This is a genomic window from Phenylobacterium sp. LjRoot219, from assembly GCF_964252995.1.
Classification (GTDB): Bacteria; Pseudomonadota; Alphaproteobacteria; order Caulobacterales; family Caulobacteraceae; genus Phenylobacterium.
The window spans coordinates 3,306,823-3,325,798 of sequence record NZ_CAXUQI020000001.1 but is presented as its reverse complement, the minus strand read 5'-3'; the positions used below and the strand labels follow the sequence as shown (position 1 = coordinate 3,325,798).

Annotated in this window: 16 protein-coding genes; 6 read left to right on the top strand and 10 right to left on the bottom strand. The window is 70.3% G+C overall.

The window, feature by feature from the left end:
• Positions 1-44: 44 nt before the first annotated feature.
• Positions 45-848 (top strand): enoyl-CoA hydratase/isomerase family protein, encoded by an 804-nt coding sequence (locus tag ACSQ14_RS16255; RefSeq protein WP_436014601.1) that lies wholly within the window; start codon positions 45-47, stop codon positions 846-848.
• 146 nt (positions 849-994) lie between these two features.
• Positions 995-3,202 (top strand): acyl-CoA dehydrogenase family protein, encoded by a 2,208-nt coding sequence (locus tag ACSQ14_RS16250; RefSeq protein WP_436014599.1) that lies wholly within the window; start codon positions 995-997, stop codon positions 3,200-3,202.
• A gap of 231 nt (positions 3,203-3,433) precedes the next feature.
• On the opposite strand, the gene ACSQ14_RS16245 is transcribed toward ACSQ14_RS16250, so the two are convergent.
• From ACSQ14_RS16245 to ACSQ14_RS16205, 9 genes are all read right to left on the bottom strand, one after another.
• Entirely contained in the window at positions 3,434-4,222 is a 789-nt protein-coding gene (locus ACSQ14_RS16245) for a helix-turn-helix domain-containing protein (protein WP_436014597.1), read from the bottom strand.
• 134 nt (positions 4,223-4,356) lie between these two features.
• Positions 4,357-6,693, bottom strand: a complete 2,337-nt coding sequence (locus tag ACSQ14_RS16240; protein WP_436014595.1) for an arylsulfatase — start codon at positions 6,691-6,693, stop codon at positions 4,357-4,359.
• An 87-nt stretch (positions 6,694-6,780) separates the two neighbouring features.
• The gene (locus ACSQ14_RS16235; protein ID WP_436014593.1) at positions 6,781-7,962 is read right to left on the bottom strand and encodes a TetR family transcriptional regulator; all 1,182 of its coding nucleotides are present in this window, start codon (positions 7,960-7,962) and stop codon (positions 6,781-6,783) included.
• Between the two features lie 45 nt (positions 7,963-8,007).
• A complete protein-coding gene (locus ACSQ14_RS16230) occupies positions 8,008-8,823 on the bottom strand; it encodes a sugar phosphate isomerase/epimerase family protein (protein WP_436014591.1) in 816 nt (271 codons plus the stop codon).
• A 127-nt stretch (positions 8,824-8,950) separates the two neighbouring features.
• Complete coding sequence (locus ACSQ14_RS16225; protein WP_436014589.1) at positions 8,951-10,495, bottom strand: class I adenylate-forming enzyme family protein; 1,545 nt, start codon at positions 10,493-10,495, stop codon at positions 8,951-8,953.
• A 277-nt stretch (positions 10,496-10,772) separates the two neighbouring features.
• Positions 10,773-11,066: a hypothetical protein gene (locus ACSQ14_RS16220; RefSeq protein ID WP_436014587.1), complete on the bottom strand. Its 294-nt coding sequence runs from the start codon at positions 11,064-11,066 to the stop codon at positions 10,773-10,775.
• 21 nt (positions 11,067-11,087) lie between these two features.
• Positions 11,088-12,317, bottom strand: a complete 1,230-nt coding sequence (locus ACSQ14_RS16215; protein WP_436014585.1) for a CaiB/BaiF CoA transferase family protein — start codon at positions 12,315-12,317, stop codon at positions 11,088-11,090.
• A gap of 217 nt (positions 12,318-12,534) precedes the next feature.
• Entirely contained in the window at positions 12,535-13,011 is a 477-nt protein-coding gene (locus ACSQ14_RS16210; protein ID WP_436014583.1) for a MarR family winged helix-turn-helix transcriptional regulator, read from the bottom strand.
• A 32-nt stretch (positions 13,012-13,043) separates the two neighbouring features.
• A complete protein-coding gene (locus ACSQ14_RS16205) occupies positions 13,044-14,300 on the bottom strand; it encodes an acetyl-CoA C-acetyltransferase (protein WP_436014581.1) in 1,257 nt (418 codons plus the stop codon).
• A 321-nt stretch (positions 14,301-14,621) separates the two neighbouring features.
• Here ACSQ14_RS16205 and ACSQ14_RS16200 point away from each other — a divergent pair, with 321 nt between their 5' ends.
• The 4 genes from ACSQ14_RS16200 to ACSQ14_RS16185 all read left to right on the top strand — a co-directional run bounded on the left by ACSQ14_RS16200 (position 14,622) and on the right by ACSQ14_RS16185 (position 18,448).
• On the top strand, positions 14,622-15,383 hold the full coding sequence (locus ACSQ14_RS16200; protein WP_436014579.1) for an SDR family NAD(P)-dependent oxidoreductase: 762 nt from the start codon (positions 14,622-14,624) through the stop codon (positions 15,381-15,383).
• Between the two features lie 104 nt (positions 15,384-15,487).
• On the top strand, positions 15,488-15,718 hold the full coding sequence (locus ACSQ14_RS16195; protein ID WP_436014577.1) for a biotin/lipoyl-containing protein: 231 nt from the start codon (positions 15,488-15,490) through the stop codon (positions 15,716-15,718).
• A gap of 120 nt (positions 15,719-15,838) precedes the next feature.
• Positions 15,839-17,479 (top strand): FAD-dependent oxidoreductase, encoded by a 1,641-nt coding sequence (locus ACSQ14_RS16190; protein WP_436014575.1) that lies wholly within the window; start codon positions 15,839-15,841, stop codon positions 17,477-17,479.
• Positions 17,480-17,611: 132 nt separating this feature from the next.
• The gene (locus ACSQ14_RS16185) at positions 17,612-18,448 is read left to right on the top strand and encodes a TauD/TfdA dioxygenase family protein (RefSeq protein ID WP_436014573.1); all 837 of its coding nucleotides are present in this window, start codon (positions 17,612-17,614) and stop codon (positions 18,446-18,448) included.
• Positions 18,449-18,601: 153 nt separating this feature from the next.
• On the opposite strand, the gene ACSQ14_RS16180 is transcribed toward ACSQ14_RS16185, so the two are convergent.
• A complete protein-coding gene (locus ACSQ14_RS16180; RefSeq protein WP_436014571.1) occupies positions 18,602-18,964 on the bottom strand; it encodes a hypothetical protein in 363 nt (120 codons plus the stop codon).
• Positions 18,965-18,976: the final 12 nt, after the last annotated feature.

Sequence of the window (18,976 nt, the reverse complement as noted above, 5' to 3'; positions counted from 1 at the left end):
ACTTGTTTCAGGCCAGCCCGGGACAGGGTCTAGAGGAACCAAACATGTCGGAAGAAGCGCCCCACCTCATCACCGAAGACGTCGACGGCATCCTGGTCGCGACCCTCAACCGCCCGGACAAGCTGAACGCCATCACCGGCGAGATGATGGGGCTGTTCGAGCAGGCCCTGCACCGGTTCCGCGACACGCCGGAACTGAAGGTCATGCTGATCCGCGCCACCGGCCGTTACTTCAGCGCCGGCGCGGACATGAAGTCCGGCAACGCCACCGACCAGAAGCGCTCGGGCTCGGGGATCCGTGAGACCCACCGCCTCGGCCTCCATGGCATGCACCGCATCTATGACGAGATGGAACACATCGAGAAGCCGATCGTCGTCGCCCACCACGCCACCTGCGTCGGCGGCGGGCTGGAGATGTCGCTGTCCTGCGACTTCCGCCTGGCGGCCAAGAGCGCCAGCTACTCCTTCCCGGAAGGCCTGTTCGGCGTGCTGCCGGCGTCGAACGGCGTCAGCCGCCTGACGCGGATCTGCGGCGCCCACTGGGCCCGCTACCTGATCATGGGCAACATGAAGGCCAGCGCCGACAAGGCGCTCTACATGGGCCTGGTGCACGAGGTTTATCCGGACGAGTCCTTCGAGGACGACGTGATGGGCTTCTGCCGCCACCTGGCCAAGCAGAACGCCGAGCAGATGGGCACGGCCAAGCTGGCCATCGAGCTGGCCAGCGAGGTCGGCCGCGACCAGGGCCGCCAGGTCGAACGCCTGGCCAACAGCGCGCTGATGCTCAACCCGGCCTACCTCGAAGGCATCGCCAAGTACGTGCAGGGGATCGGCGGCAAGAAGGACTGAGCCCTTCGCCCCGGCGTTAAATCCACGGTCGGCGGCGGCGCCCGGGGCGCCGTCGCCCGACCTCACTTGACCAGTTTTTCGATTGCGACCAGTTGGGAGCCGCAGCCGGCGGCCCTGATAGCCGGCCAGGGTTCAGGAGAAGAAGAATGAAGCTCGGAATGCCCGAAGACAGCCTGCCCGTGCAGGAGATGTTCGAGCGGTTCTTCGCGACCGAGTCGACGAGCGTGCGGGTGCGCGCCGCCGAGCCGGTCGGCTTCGACGCCGCGCTGTGGACCGAGCTGCTCGGCCTGGAAGCGCAGTTCCTGCGCACCTCGGCGGAAGCCGGCGGCGGCGAGATGAGCCTGTTCGACGCCTGCCTGATGATGGAAGAGGCCGGTCGCCGGCTGGCGCCGGCGCCGCTGGCCGAAGCGGTCGTGGCGCTGAAGGCGCTGGGCGAGCTCGGCGGCGACGTGGCGCGGGCCTGGATCGAGAAGGTCCGCGGCGGCGACACCGTGCTGACGATCGCCCTGCGGCAGACCCAGCCGGGCCAGGCCCAGCTGGTCCCCGGCGGCGCGGTGGCGCAGGGCGTCCTGACCTTCGACGGCAAGGAAGTGGCGATCGAGATCCCGGCTGCGCCGCTGAGCGCGCCTGAGACCCTCGGCGGCCAGGCGATCGGCGTGTTCACGCCGGGCCAGGGCGAGCGCCAGGTGGTCTCCAGCAACGCCGACGCCGCGCGCATCTGGGCCGCCGCGGTCGAGGAGTGGAAGATCCTCACCGCCGCCGGCCTGATCGGCCTGTCGCAGGAAGCCCTGACCATCGCGGCGACCTACGCCTGCGAGCGGATCGCCTTCGACCAGCCGATCGGCGCCAACCAGGGCATCGCCCACCCGCTGGCCATCGACGTGATCGACGCCGACGGCGGCAAGATGCTGCTGTGGTCGACGCTGCGCGGCCTGGCCGACGGCCGCGCCGACGCCGGCGCGATGATCTCGCAGCTGTTCTGGTGGGCCTCGCGCACGGCGACCAACTCGGTGGCCCACGCGCTGCACACCCTCGGCGGCTACGGCCTCAGCAACGAGTACGACATCCAGCTCTATCATCGCCGCGCCAAGGCCTGGCCGCTGGTGCTCGGCGATCCGCAGGCCGAACTGGTCCGCGCCGGCCGCCGGCAGCTGCTCGGCGAGGCCGCGGCTCTGCCGGATCCGGGCCTGGTCGAAGTCGACTTCGAAGCGCCCCCCGGCGGCGAGGAGCTGGCGGACGAGACCCGCGCCCTGTTCGCCGGGATCCTCGACCCGAAGAAGCACAAGCTGCACGACCACTCCTTCGAGTCGCACGACTGGGAGGTGCACCGCGCGCTCGGCAAGGCGCGGCTGCTGTTCCCCGAATGGCCTGAAGAGTGGGGCGGCCGTGGCGCGGACGTCGCCTCGACCCGCGCCAGCCTCGCGGTCTGGCAGGAGGTCGGCTACACCCCGCCGCCGCGCAGCACGACCGGCCTGGTCGGCAACGCCATCCTCAAGTTCGGCACGCCGGAACTGAAGGCCGAGGTGCTGCACCGTTTCTCGTCCGGCGACGCCACCGCGGCGCTCGGCTACACCGAACCGTCGGGCGGCTCCGACGTGTTCGCCGCCAAGACCCGCGCCGTGCGCGACGGCGACGACTGGGTGATCAACGGCCAGAAGATGTTCACCTCGGGCGCCGAGTGGGCGAGCTACGTCTTCCTGCTGACCCGCACCGACCCGGACGTGCCGAAGCACAAGGGCCTGACCATGTTCCTGGTGCCGCTCGACGCGCCGGGCGTGGAGATCCACCCGGTCTACACCTTCATGGACGAGCGGACGAACGGCACCTTCTACACCGACGTCCGCATCCCCGACCGCTACCGGATCGGCGAGATCAACGGCGGGGTGAAGGTGATGGCCTCGGCGCTCAGCCAGGAGCAGAGCGGCGGCTACTACCACAAGAACCTGCGGCAGATGGCCAAGGCGGTCGAGGACTGGGCCCGCAAGACCCAGCGCGACGGCCGCCCGGTGATCGAGGATTCGCAGGCGCTCGCCCGCCTGGCCAAGGTCTACGCCGACGCCAACATCGCCGAGGCGCTCTCCGCCAAGGTGCTGGGCATGCGGCTGGCCGGTCAGCCGGACATGGCCTACGGCCCGGCGGCGAAGGTGTTCTCGACCGAGGCCTTCATCGTCGACTCCGCCGACCTGCTGGACCTGGCGGCGCCGGATTCGCTGGTCCGCGGCCAGGACGGCCTGGGCCGGGTGGAGATGGGCTATCGCCACTCGACGGCGACCAGCATCTACGGCGGCACCAGCGAAGTGCTGCGCAGCATGGTGGCCGAGCGCCGCCTGGGCCTGCCGCGCAGCCGGGCTTAAACACCCAGGCTTCTTCCTCCCCCGCGTTAGCGGGGGAGGGGGACCACGCGCCGCAGAGCGCATGGTGGAGGGGGCGAGCCGCAGGCGCGGGTTCGCCGTCTCAGATTTCAGATTTTTCTAGTTTGCGATTCAGGCAGTGCGGCCGGCTAGCTGCGGACGCGGCTTGCCCCCTCACCAGTCGCTCTCCGGCGACTGGTCCCCCTCCCCCGCTTTGCAGGGGAGGAGCGAGTCTCAGAGCGGCAAGCGGATCCGCTCGCCGGCCTCGACGCACTCCTGCACGGACTTCTGCAGCATCGCCACCAGCGCTTGGGGCTCGATGACGGTGTTGGGGGCGTGCACCAGGCTCACCACCATCGGTCGTTCGCCGGCCTCGCTGGGGACCAGCACGGCGCACATCTGCGCGGTGGTGCCGAAGCCGGCCGGGCCGATGGCGTAGCCCTGGCGGCCGCAGGTCTCGATCCGCTCGCGCACCTCGGCCGGATTGAAGACCTTGTCCACCGGAGCCTCGGCGCGCAGCCGGCGCAGCACGCCCTCGCGCCGTTCGGCCGGCACGGTGGACAGCAGCAGCCAGCCGGCGGCGCTGTCGCACAGCGGCGACAGCGCGCCGCCGGAGAGTCCGGTCGGCAGGGTGGTGGCGAGCTGGCAGGCGCCGGCGATCCAGCGAAACATCTGCACCTGCAGGCCGACCATGCCGGTCACCGCCGCGCCGTGGCCGGTCTGGGCGGCGAGCCGCTCCATCAGCATCGACAGGCGGCCGTCGCGGACCACGCCGGGCTGGCACATCGAGCCCAGCATCGCCGCCCGCGGGGTCGGCGTGAACGAGCGCGAGGTCGGATCTTTGTAGAGCAGCCCCATCTCCACCAGGATGGCGAGCAGCTCGGACGTGCTCGACTGGGGCCGTTTGTAGCGCCGGGCGATGTCCATCACCGTGGCGTGACGGTTCTGTTCGTCGAAGAACTCGAGCACTTCGATGACGCGGCGAGCCGTCTTCGCCTTGTTCGGATCAAGACCCGTCGTCATCGCGCTCCTCCCGTTATGGCAGGCACGCTTGCGCCGAAGGGTAGGGGCTGTCAATGAAAAATGAGAGGGTCTCGTTTGCGGCTTTGAAACATTTGGCTCGCGCGACCCTCCCCCTTCAACCCCTGGAATTTTCGTTATTTGAAGCGCAACGCCACGTGACTCACGTCGCCCTCCAGCCGGCCGACCGGGGTGCGGTAGTCGGTGACCGGCACGCCGGTGTCGCGGCCGACGTCGAGCATTTCGCCGACCCCGGCGCTGGTGATGATCGTCCGCGGAACGCGTCCTGAGGCGATCACGCGGTCGCCCGACAGCAGCTGCACCTCGCCGCCCTTGCCGGGGCCTTCGGCGGCGAAGGTCATGCGCAGCTGCTGGGCCCCGGCGGGCAGGGCCTGGCTGGCGGCGATGCGGGTGATGTCCTCGGGCTTGGTGGAGTAGGCGTAGGTCAGCGCGGGACGACCGCGGTCGAGGTACAGGCTCCAGCCGCCGAACCGGCTGCCGACGGCGAAGATCGCGCCCGAGGCGTTGGCCTTGTCGAGCCGGATGTCGGCGTCGAGGGTGAACGAGCGGCCGACGAACATCGGACCCTTCATCGCCGGCAGGCTGACGTCGGCGCCCCAGTAGTCGAACGACTTGCCGGTCTGGAACGGCATCTTGCCGCGGCCGACGCTGAACCGGTGGTCGAGCGGGAAGACGTTGTTGCGGGTCGCCTCCTCGCGCCAGGTGGCGACCATCGCCTTTACCTGGTCGGGATGTTGCGGGGCGACGTCCACCGCCTGGGCGAAGTCGGTGCGCAGGTCGTACAGCGCCCAAGGCGGATTGGCCGGATCGAAGCCGGCCTGTGGCCCCTGCTGCCAGGGCTTGCGGCCGTCGTCGCTGGAGAGGAACCAGCCGTCCTTGTAGAGGCCGACCTTGCCGGTGATCTCGAAGTACTGGGTGCGCGGCTTGTCCGGCTGGCAGGCGGCCAGGCTCGGCAGCAGGCTCTTGCCGTCCATCGGCTTCTGCTTGACGCCATAGACCGTGTCGGGGGCGGGCAGGCCGGCGGCGTCCAGGGCGGTGGGGGCGATGTCGATCACGTGGCCGAACTCGGCGCAGACCGAGCCCGGACGCGCCACATGGCCCTTCCAGGACATGATCATGCCGTTGCGGATGCCGCCCAGCATCGAGGCGTACTGCTTGGTCCAGGGGAAGGGCGCGTTCATCGCCCAGGTCCAGCCGCCCGGATAGCTGGCGTAGGTGTACTCCGTGCCCAGCTTGTCGATGTTGGCCGCCAGCCAGGCGTCGTCTTCCTTCAGGCCGTTGGAGAGGTGGCCGATCTCGTTGATGGTACCCGGCGGGCCGGCCTCGGCGCTGGCGCCGTTGTCGCCCTGCACCACCATCACCAGCGTCCGGTCGAGCTCGCCCATGCGCTCGAGCTCGTTCAGCACGCGGCCAAACTGCTCGTCCTGATAGACCAGCATGGCCGCGGCGACCTCCATCGAGCGGATCGCGAAGGCCCGCTGGTCCGGCGACAGCGAATCCCAGGCCGGCACCTCGGCCGGGCGCGGCGACATCTTCGTGCCGGGCGGGACGATGCCGAGCGCGATCTGCCGCTGCAGCGTCTCCTCGCGGACCTTGTCCCAGCCCTGGTCGAACTTGCCCTTGAAGCGGGCGATGTATGCCGGCGGGGCGTGGTGCGGCGCGTGCGTCGCGCCCGAGGCGTAGTAGATGAAGAACGGCTTGTCCTGCGCGGCGGCCTTCTGGTTGTGGACCCAGGTGATGGCGTCGTCCGCCAGCCGCTTCTCGACCAGCGCCGGCGGCCCTTCCAGGTCCGGCACCCGGGTGGTGCCGCGATAGAGGTTCGGCCGCCACTGGTGCACGTCGCCGGTCGGAAAGCCGAAGTAGTATTCGAAGCCCAGCCCGGTCGGCCACAGGTCGAACGGCCCGGCCGCGGTCTCCTCGCCCGAGGGGATGTCGTGGTGCTTGCCGAACATCGCGGTGTTGTAGCCGTTCAGCCGCAGCGTCTGGGCAATGGTCGCTGTCGAGGGCGGGATGTGGGCGGTGTAGCCCGGAAAGTCGCTCGGCAGGTCTGTGAGGTGGCCGACGCCGGCGTTGTGGTGGTTGCGGCCGGTCAGCAGCGCGGCCCGGGTCGGCGAGCAGATCGCCGTGGTGTGAAAACGGTTGTACCGTTCTCCGGCGGCCGCCAGGCGGTCCATGTTCGGGGTCGGGACCGGGCCGCCGAAGGCGCTCGACATGCCGAACCCGACGTCGTCGCCGAGGAAGACGACGATGTTCGGCGCGTTCGCCGGGGCCTGGATCGGCGCGGTCGTCGAAGCCGGGCGTGATTGGGCGACGGTGTCGCCGATCACGCCGGTGAACACCGGCTCCGGAACCGGCAGCACGGTGCGCGGCGTCTCGGCCGCCGCCGGCGGGGCCAGGCCCAGGCCGAAGCTCAAGGCGGTCGCCGCCGCGGTCAGCATCAGGCGCGTCTTCATTCGCTCGTCCTCCCGGCGCGCGATCGACGCCGCCCGGCCGCAACCTAATCGGCCGGGGTGTGCGAAATCAAGACAGTTGTACGGGAGTCAGTCGGGCCCGGCGCGCAACCGCGCGAGCAGGCCGGCGACGTCGCCGGCGCGCGGCGCCTCGCCGAGCGTCTGACGCGCGAAGCCGGCCCCGGAGATCGTCATCGCCGCGGCCTGGGCGGCGGCGGCGTCGAGCGGCCGGCCGCCGCCGATCGGGGCGACCAGTGCGCCCATGTGCTCCCCGCGGCGCCGCCGCAGGTCGAGCGCGAACGGCCGCAGGCTGTCGTCGCGGGCGGCGGCCAGCACCAGCGCCCGGGTGGCCCGCATCAGCGAGCGCCCGCCGCGCTGCGCCTCGGCGTCCGGTTCGGTCGTCGTCGAGCCGGTGGAGCCGAGGTAGAGCGCCTCGACCCCGGCGCGCAGCAGGTCGTCGCGGGTGCGGAAGTAGTGCGCCACGGTCGAGTTGGGCGCGCCCGCCGCCGCGGCGACCGCCCGGTGGGTGACCGCGGCCACGCCCTCGGCCTCGATCAGGACGGCGACGGTCGCGGCGATGCGCGCGCGCCGGGAGTCGGCGTCGACCGCCAGCGGCCTGCGGATGTCGACGGCGCGCGCGTCCATGGCCGCGACCTGGGCCTCGAAGCCGGCGGCGAAGCCGCCTGTCCCCGCGTCGCGCAGGCGGTCCGCCAGGCGGGCGCTGACGGCGGCGCGCAGCAGCCGGTAGTCGGGGTCGGCGCCGATCGCCAGAGTGAAGGGCAGCTCGTCCTGGCAGTAGTGGGCGATCGCCTCGCCGTGCGCGGCCCCGCCGGGGACGCCGTCGAGCGCGCCGCGCCAGAAGGCGACCTCGTCGCGGATCAGGTCGCCGACCTCTGGACAGGCGGTCGGATCGCGCCCGGCCTCCAGCGCCAGCTCGCTGAGCGTCAGCGCGTGCTCGCGGTCCGGCAGCGCCGCCTCGTCGAGATAGCCGCCGATCAGCGCGGCCAGCACCGCCGGGTCGGCGAGGTCCATGCGCTGGGCGCGCGCGCTCCAGGCCGCGTGACGCTGGCGGCGCAACTCGGCGGCGTCGACGACCAGTTGCCGGACGAGATCGGCCTTGCCGCCGACCTGATAGCTGAACGCGCCGAGGCTCACGCCGGCGCGCGCGGCGACCTTGCGCAGGCTCAGGCCGCGCAGCCCTGCCTCGGCCACCAGGGCGCGTGCGGCGGCGGCGATGTCAGGCGCGGCGGCGGACCGGGTCGCAGGCGGCATGCCCCTGGTCTGCCAGAGCGACCGGGGCGCGGCAATGCGCGGCGCTCAGCCGACCGATTCTGGCAGCAGGGCGCGGGAGGCGGCGACCGCGCGGGTCATGAAGGCGTTGAGGCCGTCGGCTTCGACCGCGGCGAGGTTCGGGACCTCGACGCCGATCAGCACGTCGCGCGGCAGGGCGGCGACGAACGCCGCCAGCGGCAGCTCCCCGTCGCCGGGGACCAGGCGCTCGAAGGTGACCTCGCGGGCGTAGTCGGGGTGCGGCGCGGCGCGCGGCGCGTCGCACACCTGGGCGTAGCCGATCAGCGCCGGGTCGAGCGCCGCCACATCGGCGAGCGTCCCGCCGGCGCGGAACACGTGCATCGCATCCAGCGACAGCAGCGCATTTGGCGAGCCGGTGTGGCGCAGCGCGGCGAGCGCGCCGGTCAGGTCGTTGATCGCCTGGTGCGGGGCGTAGTCGAACACCACCTGCAGGCCCCGCGCGGCGGCCATTTCGGTCAGCGTCGCGAGCTGGTCGTGGGCCCGCGGAATGTCCGGGTCCATGCCGACGGAGCCCACTTGGCGCGCGCCAAGTTCGGCGGCCAGGTCGATGTCCGCCGCGAAGTCGCGCACGTCGGCCTGCGGCCGGAGGCTGAAGCCGCTGACGACGGAGATGGCGACGCCGCGATCGCGCAGCGCCGCCGTCGTCTCCCGCCGCAGCGCCAGGTCGTCGCGCAGCGACCAGGCGGGGAAGTGGCTGAGCCGCCAGGGCAGGCCGGTGAGGCCGGTGGTGACGTGTCCGCAGCCGAGGTCGGCGGCCAGGCCGACATACTCGACCGGCGGCAGGCCGAAGGCGCTCATCAGGTCCAGGCCCAAACGATCCACGACACCCTCCGTCAGAAAGAGTGGCCTTTATAGCGTCGTGGCCCGAGCTTGTCCCGCGCGAGGTGGTGATAGAGTGAGATCATTCCGACCGCCGCCGGCCGCGCACGGCCGGGGCGGTCGGCGCCCGTCACTCGCGTCCGAGCCGTTCGGCCATCATCCGTTCGACCTGTCGGCGGGAGACCTTGTTGCTGTGGAGCATCGGCACCTCGTCGCGGGTGATCGCCACATAGGCGCGCGGCACCTTGTAGCTCGACAGCCGCTGGCGAAGCTTGGCCTCGAGGTCGGCGAAGTCGAGCTCGGCCCCGTCGCGCGGCACCACCGCGGCGACCAGCAGCTGGCCGCGCTGGGTGTCCGGCAGGCCGACGACGTAGGCCGAGTGCACGCCGTCGAGCAGCTGCAGCTCCATCTCGACTTCGGCCGGCGAGACGTTCGAGCCGGCGGTCTTGATCATGTCGCCGTTGCGGCCGACGAACAGGATGCGGCCGCCGGCGACCAGTCCCATGTCGCCGGTGCGGTAGAAGCCGTCCGGCTCGAAATAAGGGGCTCCGCGCTCGATCTTGTGCAGGCCAGGCGTCAGCGCATAGCCGCGCACCTGGATCTCGCCGATCCCGCCTTCGCCGGCTTCCTGTTGCGCGTCCTCGTCCCAGACCCGCACCTCGTAGCGGTCGGCGACGTGATCCAGCGGCGCGCACAGCGGGTAGCCGGGCACCCGCACTTCGTCGCCCCAGGAATACGGCCCGATGGTCTCGGTCATGCCCAGCGCCCAGTTGATCGGCGCCTGCTTCATCAGCTCAAGGTCCTCGGCGGCCAGCACGCTGCCCATCGCGACCCGGCTGTTGCTCATGGTCCGCTCGGTGCAGATGGTCGTCGCCCCGACCTCCCAGTTGGGCAGCAGGTACATGACCAGGCCGCCGACCCAGAACATCGGCAGCGCGGCGGTCACCTGCATGCCGCGCTCGACCTTCAGCCTCGGCCGGATCCAGTGGGTGCGGAACATCACCGGCCCGTGGTTGTGCCGCACGCCTTTCGGCAGCGCCATCGAGCCGGAGGTGTAGATCTCGACCATCTGGTCGGCCGGGTGGACCTCGGCTTCGATCTCCGTGAGCAGCGCCTCGCTCACCGTGTCGGCGCGCTCGGTGAGCTGGCTGATGTCCTGGAAGCTGGCCGGCAGGTTCTCGCCGCTCGAGGCGATCCAGCGCAGGAACGGCGTCTGCAGCAGCCGCAGATCCGGGCCCGCCGCCTCGCGCAGGTCCGGCAGCGCGTCGCAGATGCGCTCCACATAGTCGTTGCCCAGCAGCGTCCGCTGGACGATCAGCCCGCTGACGTCGGACTGGCGCAGCACCCGCACCAGCTCGTTGGCGCGGATCATGGTGCTGATCGGGATGGCGACCGCGCCGATCCGGGCGATCGCGGCGAGCTGCACGGCGAAGGCCGGGCCGTTGCCGCAGATGAAGCCGATCCGCGCGCCCTTGCCGACGCCGCGGGCGATCAGGCCGCGTGCGAGCTCGGCGGACCGCCGCTCCAACTCGATAAAGGTGAGGGATTCGTCCGGGAGGCCGTCGTTCTTCAGCACAACGGCGGGGGCGTCGCCATAGGCGGCAGCCGCGGCGCGGATCAACTGCGGAAAGGTCGTGGCCGACGTCGGATCGTGCGCAGTGGTCTCTGGGGTCACGGGAAGCACGCTCCCGTCTTGGCTTCCGCCGTCCGGCGCTGAGTGCTGCGCATGTCGTCCTCCCAAGCGTTGTGCGGCCATAGTTCAACGGCCGCTTGGCGCCGCGCGGTCGGGCGCGCGGGCGCGACTACGCTATCTCCACCGGGGCGGAGGTGAAAAGGAGAAACAGCAAGAAATTCGATAAATCGATGAAGCGTTCGGCATTTCGAATACCGAGCCGTCAAGGTGCGGCCGCGCGGCGTGCCTGACGGCGGGCCGCGCGGCGCCTTAAGTCGTCTTAGTCCGAAGACGGAAGCGGCTTGGCTTCCTTGAGGTCCAGCGCGACGCCGCCCATCGACAGCGAGCCCTGGCCGGCCTTGACGGCGAGCAGCTCGACGGTGCCGGCGGCGTCGACGTAACGCTTGCCGGTCATGGTGCCGCCCGAGAAGGCGGGGTCGATCGCTTCACGCTCAGCAGGACGTTCGGCGACCATCGGCTTGCCGCCGCAGTCAACGGCGGCGTCCGCGGGCGCGCGAACCACGATCACTTCGGTGTCGCACACCGCGCTCTTCAGCCTGGCTCCAGGTTTCATCGTATCTCCAACAATCGATAGTTACGCGATCACACCGGCGGCCTTGAGGCTTTCGATGCGATCCCATTCGATGCCCATGTCTTCGAGCAGGAAGGTCTCGGTGTGCTCCGAGGCCTGGGGCATGCGTTCGGTTTTGACCGGCGTGTGGTTGAACTGCACCGGCGGGCGGACCAGCTTGATCGGCGGGCCGCCGGCGATGGATTCCACTTCGACGATCATGTCGTTGGCCAGCGCCTGTTCGTCGGTCGCCAGGTCCAGCAGGCTTTGGAACGGCGCCCACTGGCCGGTGTAGGTCTTCAGGTGCTGGCGCCAGTATTCGAACGGCTTCTTGGCGAAGGCGGCGACCATCAGGCCGCTCGCGTCGGCCCAGTTCTGCATCAGCGCCTCGGCGGTCGAGAAGCGCGGATCTTCCGCGGCTTCCGGCAGGCCCAGGTGCTGGAACATGCTGCGGATGTGCGGGCCCGGCGTCAGGGTGCAGAGATTGATGGTGCCGCCGTCGGAGGTCCGGAAGTTGCCCATGAACGGGTTGCCCGGGTTTGCGCCGGACGTCGGCATGCGGTTGCGGCCGGCGACCTGGGTCTCGATGGCCGCCGCGACGCCCGCGCCGGCCGCCCACCAGGCGGTCGACATCAGCGACACGTCGAGTTCGACCGCCTCGCCGGTGCGCTCGCGGTGGAACAGCGCCGCACAGATGCCGCCGGCGATGTTCATGCCGCCGATGGAGTCGCCGAAGGCCGGGATGCCCTGCGTCAGCGGGCCTTCCAGCTCGGCCGGAGACATCGAGAGGCCGATGCCGCTGCGGGTCCAGAAGGCGGTGCCGTCGAAGCCGCCGACTTCGCGTTCGGCGCCCTTGTCGCCGTAGGCGCTGCCGCGGGCGTAGATGATGTTCGGGTTGGCCGCGCGGATGTGCTCGATGTCGAACTTATGCTTCTGGCGGACCTGCGGCAGGAAGTTGGTCAGGAAGACGTCGGCCGTCTTGGCGATCTCGTAGAGCAGTTCCTGGCCCTCGGGCGTGCCGACGTCGAGGCCGACGCTGCGCTTGCCGCGGTTGGGATGCTCCATCAGGGTGAACCGGTTCGGGTCGACCTTCTGGCCGCCGACGTTCACGAAGCCCCGCTGGGTGTCGCCGCGCACCGGATGTTCGATCTTGATGACGTCCGCGCCCCAATCGGCGAGCACGGCCCCGGCGGCCGGCACGAAGGTGAACTGCGCCACCTCGAGGATCCGGACCCCCTTCATCACCTGCGTCATAAATCGAACTCCCAATTCCCTGACGACTGCGACCCGCGGACGGGCGCGCTGGTCCCATACAAGACGTTGTTTCTAAATGCACGTGCCGGCGCTTCAAGCGGCCCGACTTGGCCATCAAAATGCATCGCAGGCGCGATGACGGTTTTGACGGAGGCGGCAAAAGCCGGCGAAACGACGGCGCGCCGGCGGGGCGCCAGCTTTTGTCGCGCCGCGCCGCTCAGTCCTGGGCGCGGCCGAGGTTGCGCGCCAGCGCCGCCAGTAGAGAGTCGAGCTGGACGAGCTCGTCCTCGGTGAAGCCGGCGAAGGCTTCGCGCGCGTGATCGGCGGCGAGCTCGTGCAGCTTGGCCAGGATCGGCTGGGCCGGTTCGGTCGGGTAGACGCGATAGGCCCGCCGGTCGTCCGGGTTTTCATGCCGTTCGAGCAGGCCCTCGGCGCACAGCCGGTCGATCAGCCGGCCTGCGGTCACGTCCGTCACCTGCAGCCGCGTGGCGATCATCCGCTGGGTGGCGCCGGGATCGCGATTGGCCTCGGCCACCACGCTCCACTTGGCGCGGGTCAGGCCGATCTTCTCGGCGTCCTGGTCGAAGTCCAGCCACAGCTGACGGGCGATCACCGTCAGCTTCATGGCCAGCGCCTTCTTGCGTTCGTCGATCGCCGGCGTGGAGCTGGTCTTGTCCATGACCGCGCCGCTCATCTGTTCGCGTGTTTCCGGAGGCGTGCCCGAGGTCACACGCGCTCGATGATCATGGCCGGCGCCATGCCGCCGGCGGCGCACATGGTGATCAGGCCGCGCTTGGCGCCGCGACGTTCGAGCTCGTCCAGCACGGTGCCGATGAGCACTGCGCCGGTCGCGCCGATCGGGTGGCCCAGCGCGATCGCGCCGCCGTTCACGTTGATCTTCTCGCGGTCGATCTTCAGGTCGCGGATGAACTTCTCGATCACCACGGCGAAGGCCTCGTTGACCTCGAACAGGTCGATGTCGTCGACCGTCAGGCCGGCGCGGGCCAGCACCTTCTTCGCCGCCGGCACCGGGCCGTTCAGCATCAGGGTCGGGTCGTCGCCCATGTTGGCGGTGGCGACCACGCGCGCCCGCGGCTTCAGGCCGTGCTTTTCGGCGTAGGCCTTGGAGGCGAACAGCAGGCCGGCGGCGCCGTCGACCACGCCCGAGGAGTTGCCGGCGTGGTGGATGCCTTCGAACTGCAGGCCCGGGTAGCGCTGCTGGATCAACTCGCGGAAGGTCGGGCCGCCCGGCTGCGACGGGAAGTCGGCGATCTGCGCGAACGCCGGCTTCAGGTTGGCGAGGTCGGCCAGGGTGGTGCCTGGACGCGGATATTCCTCGCGGTCGAGGATCACCTTGCCCTCGTCGTCGACCACCGGAACGGTCGAGCGGGCGAAGCGGCCTTCGGCGAGCGCCTTGGCGGCGCGCTCCTGGCTCAGCGCGCCGATCGCGTCGGCGTCGGCGCGGGTGATGCCTTCCAGTGCGGCGATGGCGTCGGCGGCGACGCCCTGGTTCGACTGCGGGTGCTTGGCCTGCAGGCGCGCGTTGCCGGTGCCCAGCCCGCCCGGGGACTTCATGCCGGATTCGCGCAGCCGCATGCCGTAGTCGTTGACGTGCGACATCATCTCGGTGCCGCCGGCGATCACCAGGTCTTCCATGCCCGAGGCGACCTGCGCCGCGGCCAGGCTGGCGGCGGTCAGGCCGCTGCCGCAGAAGCGGTCGAGGGTCACGCCGCTGGCCCGGATGTCGAAGCCGGCGTCGAGCGCGGCCATCCGGCCCATGTCGCCGCCCTGCAGGCCCATCTGGGCGCTGGTGCCCCAGATCACGTCGTCGACTTCGGCGGTGTTCAGGTTGTTCCGCTCAGCCAGCGCCTTCAGCACCGTCGCAGCCACGTGTTGCGGGTGCAGGTGGGCGAGCGCGCCCTTGCCGACCTTGCCGATGGAGCGCGGCGTGCGGACGGCGTCGATGATGAAGGCTTCGGACAATTCAGATCTCCTGCGCGCACGGGCCGAGGCGGACCAGGACCGGCGTTTCCCAGGCTGTTTGGCATAGGCCTTCAGCCAAGGAAAGCTCACCGGACGGGCCGCCGCGGCGCGTCTCCTATAGGATCAAATGGGGCCGGCGGAGGGGGCGGACCAGTCCCGCCAGGCCGTGGTGTTCAGCGGTCACTATCGCGCGGCCCCGCCGAGGTTGGGAAGCCGGGGGCGGATCGCCGGCGCGATAAGACGCGTCGCCGGTCGCGCTGGACCGTGAGGGACCGGCCGATATGTTTACAACAGAGCTGTCGCGAGATCTGGGAGGATAGGATGACGCAGCGTTTCGAGGGGCGGGTGGTGGTGGTCACCGGCGCCGGCGGCGGTCTCGGCCGGGCCTTCGCGCGCGGCTTCGCCAAGGAAGGCGCGAGCCTGGTGCTGACCGACGTCGACGCAGGCCTGCTGGAGGAGGCGGCCGACGAGGTCCGCAGCCTCGGCGCGACGGCCTCCACCCATCTGGTCGACCTGTTCGACGAGGCGGCGATCAAGGCCTTCGGGGCCCAGGTGTGCGCCGCCCACCCGGCGGTCCACGTGCTGATCAACAACGCCGGCCTGGCCTATGGCGAGATCAGCTACGCCTTCGCCGAGCTCAGCATGGACAAGTGGCTGCGCTACTTCGCGATCAATTCGGTGGCCCCGCTGATCCTCGGTCAGGCGCTGCGGCCGGCGCTGGCCAAGGCCAAGGGGGTGATCATCAACCAGTCGTCGATGGCCGCGGCGGTGCCGGGCACCGCCTATGGGGTCACCAAGGCGACCCTGAACTCGATGACCTACGGCATGGCCGGGGCCTTCGCGGCCGACGGCGTTCGGGTCAACGCCATCGCCCCGGGAATCATGGAGACCCCGGCGTCGAAGGCCGCGCTGACCGACGAACAGAAGGCCCGAGTCTCCGGGATGCAGATGCTGAACCTGCACGGTACGGCCGAGGACATCGCCAACCTCGGCCTGTTCCTGGCGTCCGACGACGCACGCTTCATCGACTGCGAAATCGTCCACTGCGACGCCGGCAATCGGTTGAGGGGTTGGCGCGGATAAGGTTCCGGCTGCTATAGGGCGATTTATCAAACCTGCCGCCGCGTGGCCTCAACTGGCAAAGGGGCTGTGGCCGCCGCTGAGTTCGTCAAAGGAAAACGCTGACTATGGCTACTGAGGTTTTTCTCCCGAAGATCGGTTTCGCCATGACCGAAGGTCAAATCACCGAGTGGCTCGTCCAGGACGGCCAGCCGGTGACCGAAGGCCAGCCGCTGTTCACCCTCGAAGCCGATAAGTCGGCCAACGAGGTCGAGGCGCCGGCCACCGGCACCCTCCGCATCATCCAGCCTGCCGGCTCGATCTACGAAGTCGGCACCGTGATCGGGATGATCGAGTAGAAGTATCCAAGGCCCGCCGCGAAGCTCGCGGCGGGCCTTTTCTTTCGGTGCGCCGCCCACCGACAAGCGAGCGGTCAAAGAGAACAAGGACGCCGTTCAGGGCGTCAGGGGAGGTTGCGGATGGCGGATCAGGCCTTCGATCTGGTCGTCGTCGGGAGCGGCATCGGCGGCTTGACCGCGGCGATCACCGCCAAGCTCGAGGGCTTGCGGCCGCTGCTGCTGGAGAAGACTCCGCTGATCGGCGGCTCGTCGGCGCTGTCCGGCGGGGTGCTGTGGCTGCCGAACAATCCGCTGATGGCCCGCGCCGGGATCGCCGATTCGCGTGAGGCCGGGCTCCGCTACTTCGAAAACTTCGTCGGCCCTGACGACCGCTATTCGACGCCGGCGCGGCGCGAGGCCTTCGTCGACAACATCGCCCCGATGATCGCGGCGCTGGAAGCGCAGGGCATGAAGTACCGGCGCTGCCACGGCTATTCCGACTACTACGACAGCCTGCCCGGCGGGCACGCGGCCGGCCGGGCGCTCGAGGCCGAGCTGTTCGACGCGGGCCGGCTGGGGGATTGGAAGGCGAAGTTCCGCGGCCCGTCCGTCGACCTGCCGATCCGCACCTCGGAAGGCGCGCGGATGATGCGCCTCGGAATCACCCTCGACGGCAAGACCATGGCCGCGAAGCTCGCCGGCCGGATCGCGGCCAACAAGCTGACCGGACGGACCGTCTACGGCAGCGGCGGGGCGCTGCAGGGGCGGATGCTGGAGATCGCGCTGAAGCTCGGCGTCGAGATCTGGACCGAGGCGGCGCTCGTCGACCTCGACGTGCGCGACCGGCGGGTCGAGGGCGTCCACCTGACGCACCAAGGGCGGTCGACGACCGTGCGCGCGACCCGCGGCGTGCTGATCGCCGCGGCCGGCTTCGCGCGCAATCTGCGCATGCGGCAGACCCATCAACGCGCGCCGATCTCGGACGACTGGACCTACGCCAGCCCGGGCGAGACCGGCGAGGCGCTGGAGGCGATGATGCGCGCCGGGGCCGGCACCGCCCTGATGGACGAGGCCTGGTGGACCACCAGCTGGATCCGCGAGGGGGCCGAGGCGCGGCAGATCATCCCCGAACTCGCCAAGCCGCACGCCATCCTGGTCGACCACGCCGGCCAGCGGATCGTCAACGAGGCCAACTCCTACATGGAGGTCGGCCGCGCCTGTTACGCGCGCAATCCCAAGGCCAAGGCGATTCCGGCCTGGGCCATCCTCGACGCCCGCCACCGCCGCCGCTACTTCTTCGGCTTCCAGCCGCCGGGCGGCCTGCCGAAGGCCTGGATCGCCAACGGCTGGGCCAAGCAGGACGCCACGCTGGAGGGCCTGGCCGCGCAGTGCGGCATCGATCCGGCCGGCCTGGCCGCGACGGTCGAGCGGTTCAACGGCTTCTGCGACACCGGCGTCGACGAGGACTACGGCCGCGGCAAGAGCGCCTACAACCGCTACTACGCCGACCCGACCAACAAGCCCAACGCCTCGCTGGGGCCGATCGCCGAGCCGCCGTTCTGGGCGGTCCAGCTGTGGCCGGGCGACGTCGGCACCTGCGGCGGGGCGGTCGCCGACGAGCACGCCCGGGTGCTGCGCGCCGACGGCAGCGTGATCGACGGGCTCTACGCCACCGGCAACTGCACGGCCTCGCTGGCCGGGCCCAACTACGTCGGCGCCGGCCAGAGCATCGGCGCCTCCGGCGTGTTCGGCTACGTCGCCGCCAAGCACGCCGCGGCCTGAACGCCGCCGCCGACTCGCCTGCTCGCGACGCACCGCAGCCTTGCGCCGGCCCTCCCGCGTGGTCATACTAACGGACGTAAGCATTTTTCGGCGGCGCGGCTCCCATCCTGCGACCGCCGGGAGGGAGAGGCGATGAATACGGTTGTGGATCAGGCCCTGCTCGAGACCGTCGAGCTGACCCCGCGCATCGGCACGGAGTTCAAGGCGACGAAAGAGGAACTGCTGAGCGGCCAGTACGCCGCCCAGATCCGCGAGACCCTCGAGCAGCGCGGCGTAGTGATCTTCCGCGAGCTGCACATGACCAAGCCGGAGCAGATCGTCTTCGCCGAGACGCTGGGCAGCGTCCAGGGCAAGGCCCAGGGCGGCATCATGCCGATCACCCTCGACAAGAAGATCAACTCCTGGGTCGCCGAGTACCTGAAGGGCTCGTTCTACTGGCACATCGACGGCGCCAGCGACGACATCCCGAACTTCGCGGCGCTGCTGAACGCCCACGTGCTGTCGGCGGAGGGCGGCTCGACCCATTTCGCCAACACCTACGCGGCGTGGGACGACCTGCCGGACGACGAGAAGGCGAAGCTGCTCGGCGTGAAGGTCCAGCACTCGTTCGAGATCTCGCAGCGCTACGTCAACCCGACGCCGACGGTTGAGGAGCTGACGATGTGGCAGGAGCGCAAGCCCAAGGTGCACCCGCTGGTCTGGACCCACCGCTCGGGCCGCAAGTCACTGGTGCTGGGCTCCACCGCCTGGGAAGTCCAGGGCATGGATCCGGCCGAGGGCCGCATGCTGCTCTGCAAGCTGCAGGCGTGGGCGACCCAGCCGCAGTTCGTCTACCGCCACGAGTGGAAGGTCGGCGACCTGCTGATCTGGGACAACACCGGCACCATGCACAAGGTCGACGCCTACGACCCCGACAGCGGCCGGATGATGTCGCGCACCACGCTGGAAGGCGAAGAGTCGATCGCCTGATTTGGATGCTCCCCCTCAGGGGAGCGCAAACGCCCCCTCCGTCTCCCGCCTTCGGCGGGATCCACCTCCCCCGCTTCGCAGGGGAGGAGCGAGCGCCGTCGCTGCTCCCCCGCCTGCGGGGGAAAGCTGACTGAGGGGGCGTTCGGAAGTCGCCTAGTTGGCGCAGCCCGAGAGGGTCTCGGCGCCCAGCGTGACCTGGGCGGTCATCGGATACTGGTTCTGGCCGAGGGTGCAGGCGCGGTTCTCGACGCTGACCTTCATCGGCTGGCCGTCGGCGGTCTTCGCCTGCCAGCTGGCGCCCCCGGACGAGATCGCCGCCCCGGGCGCGGTGGCCTTCACCGCCGGCTTGCCGGCGCGGGCCAGGGTGAACTGAGTGCCCTTGGTGACCTTGAGGCTCCAGTCCGGCTTGGCGCCCTTGGCCTGGATGTCCCGGCTGACGTCCATCGAGGCCGCGCCGGCGGTGGTCGCCGCCAGGGCCGCGGCGACCGCGCCGATCGCCAGAAGTCTCGCCTTCATCTCCGCTCTCCA

Excerpts from the sequence above, each read along its gene's own strand:
- ACSQ14_RS16240 (WP_436014595.1), bottom strand. The coding sequence starts at position 6,693 with ATGAAGACGCGCCTGATGCTGACCGCGGCGGCGACCGCCTTGAGCTTC.
- ACSQ14_RS16185 (WP_436014573.1), top strand. The coding sequence starts at position 17,612 with ATGAATACGGTTGTGGATCAGGCCCTGCTCGAGACCGTCGAGCTGACC.
- ACSQ14_RS16180 (WP_436014571.1), bottom strand. The coding sequence starts at position 18,964 with ATGAAGGCGAGACTTCTGGCGATCGGCGCGGTCGCCGCGGCCCTGGCG.
- ACSQ14_RS16255 (WP_436014601.1), top strand. The coding sequence starts at position 45 with ATGTCGGAAGAAGCGCCCCACCTCATCACCGAAGACGTCGACGGCATC.
- ACSQ14_RS16195 (WP_436014577.1), top strand. The coding sequence starts at position 15,488 with ATGGCTACTGAGGTTTTTCTCCCGAAGATCGGTTTCGCCATGACCGAA.
- ACSQ14_RS16215 (WP_436014585.1), bottom strand. The coding sequence starts at position 12,317 with ATGACGCAGGTGATGAAGGGGGTCCGGATCCTCGAGGTGGCGCAGTTC.
- ACSQ14_RS16235 (WP_436014593.1), bottom strand. The coding sequence starts at position 7,962 with ATGCCGCCTGCGACCCGGTCCGCCGCCGCGCCTGACATCGCCGCCGCC.
- ACSQ14_RS16200 (WP_436014579.1), top strand. The coding sequence starts at position 14,622 with ATGACGCAGCGTTTCGAGGGGCGGGTGGTGGTGGTCACCGGCGCCGGC.
- ACSQ14_RS16245 (WP_436014597.1), bottom strand. The coding sequence starts at position 4,222 with ATGACGACGGGTCTTGATCCGAACAAGGCGAAGACGGCTCGCCGCGTC.
- ACSQ14_RS16190 (WP_436014575.1), top strand. The coding sequence starts at position 15,839 with ATGGCGGATCAGGCCTTCGATCTGGTCGTCGTCGGGAGCGGCATCGGC.
- ACSQ14_RS16220 (WP_436014587.1), bottom strand. The coding sequence starts at position 11,066 with ATGAAACCTGGAGCCAGGCTGAAGAGCGCGGTGTGCGACACCGAAGTG.
- ACSQ14_RS16210 (WP_436014583.1), bottom strand. The coding sequence starts at position 13,011 with ATGAGCGGCGCGGTCATGGACAAGACCAGCTCCACGCCGGCGATCGAC.
- ACSQ14_RS16250 (WP_436014599.1), top strand. The coding sequence starts at position 995 with ATGAAGCTCGGAATGCCCGAAGACAGCCTGCCCGTGCAGGAGATGTTC.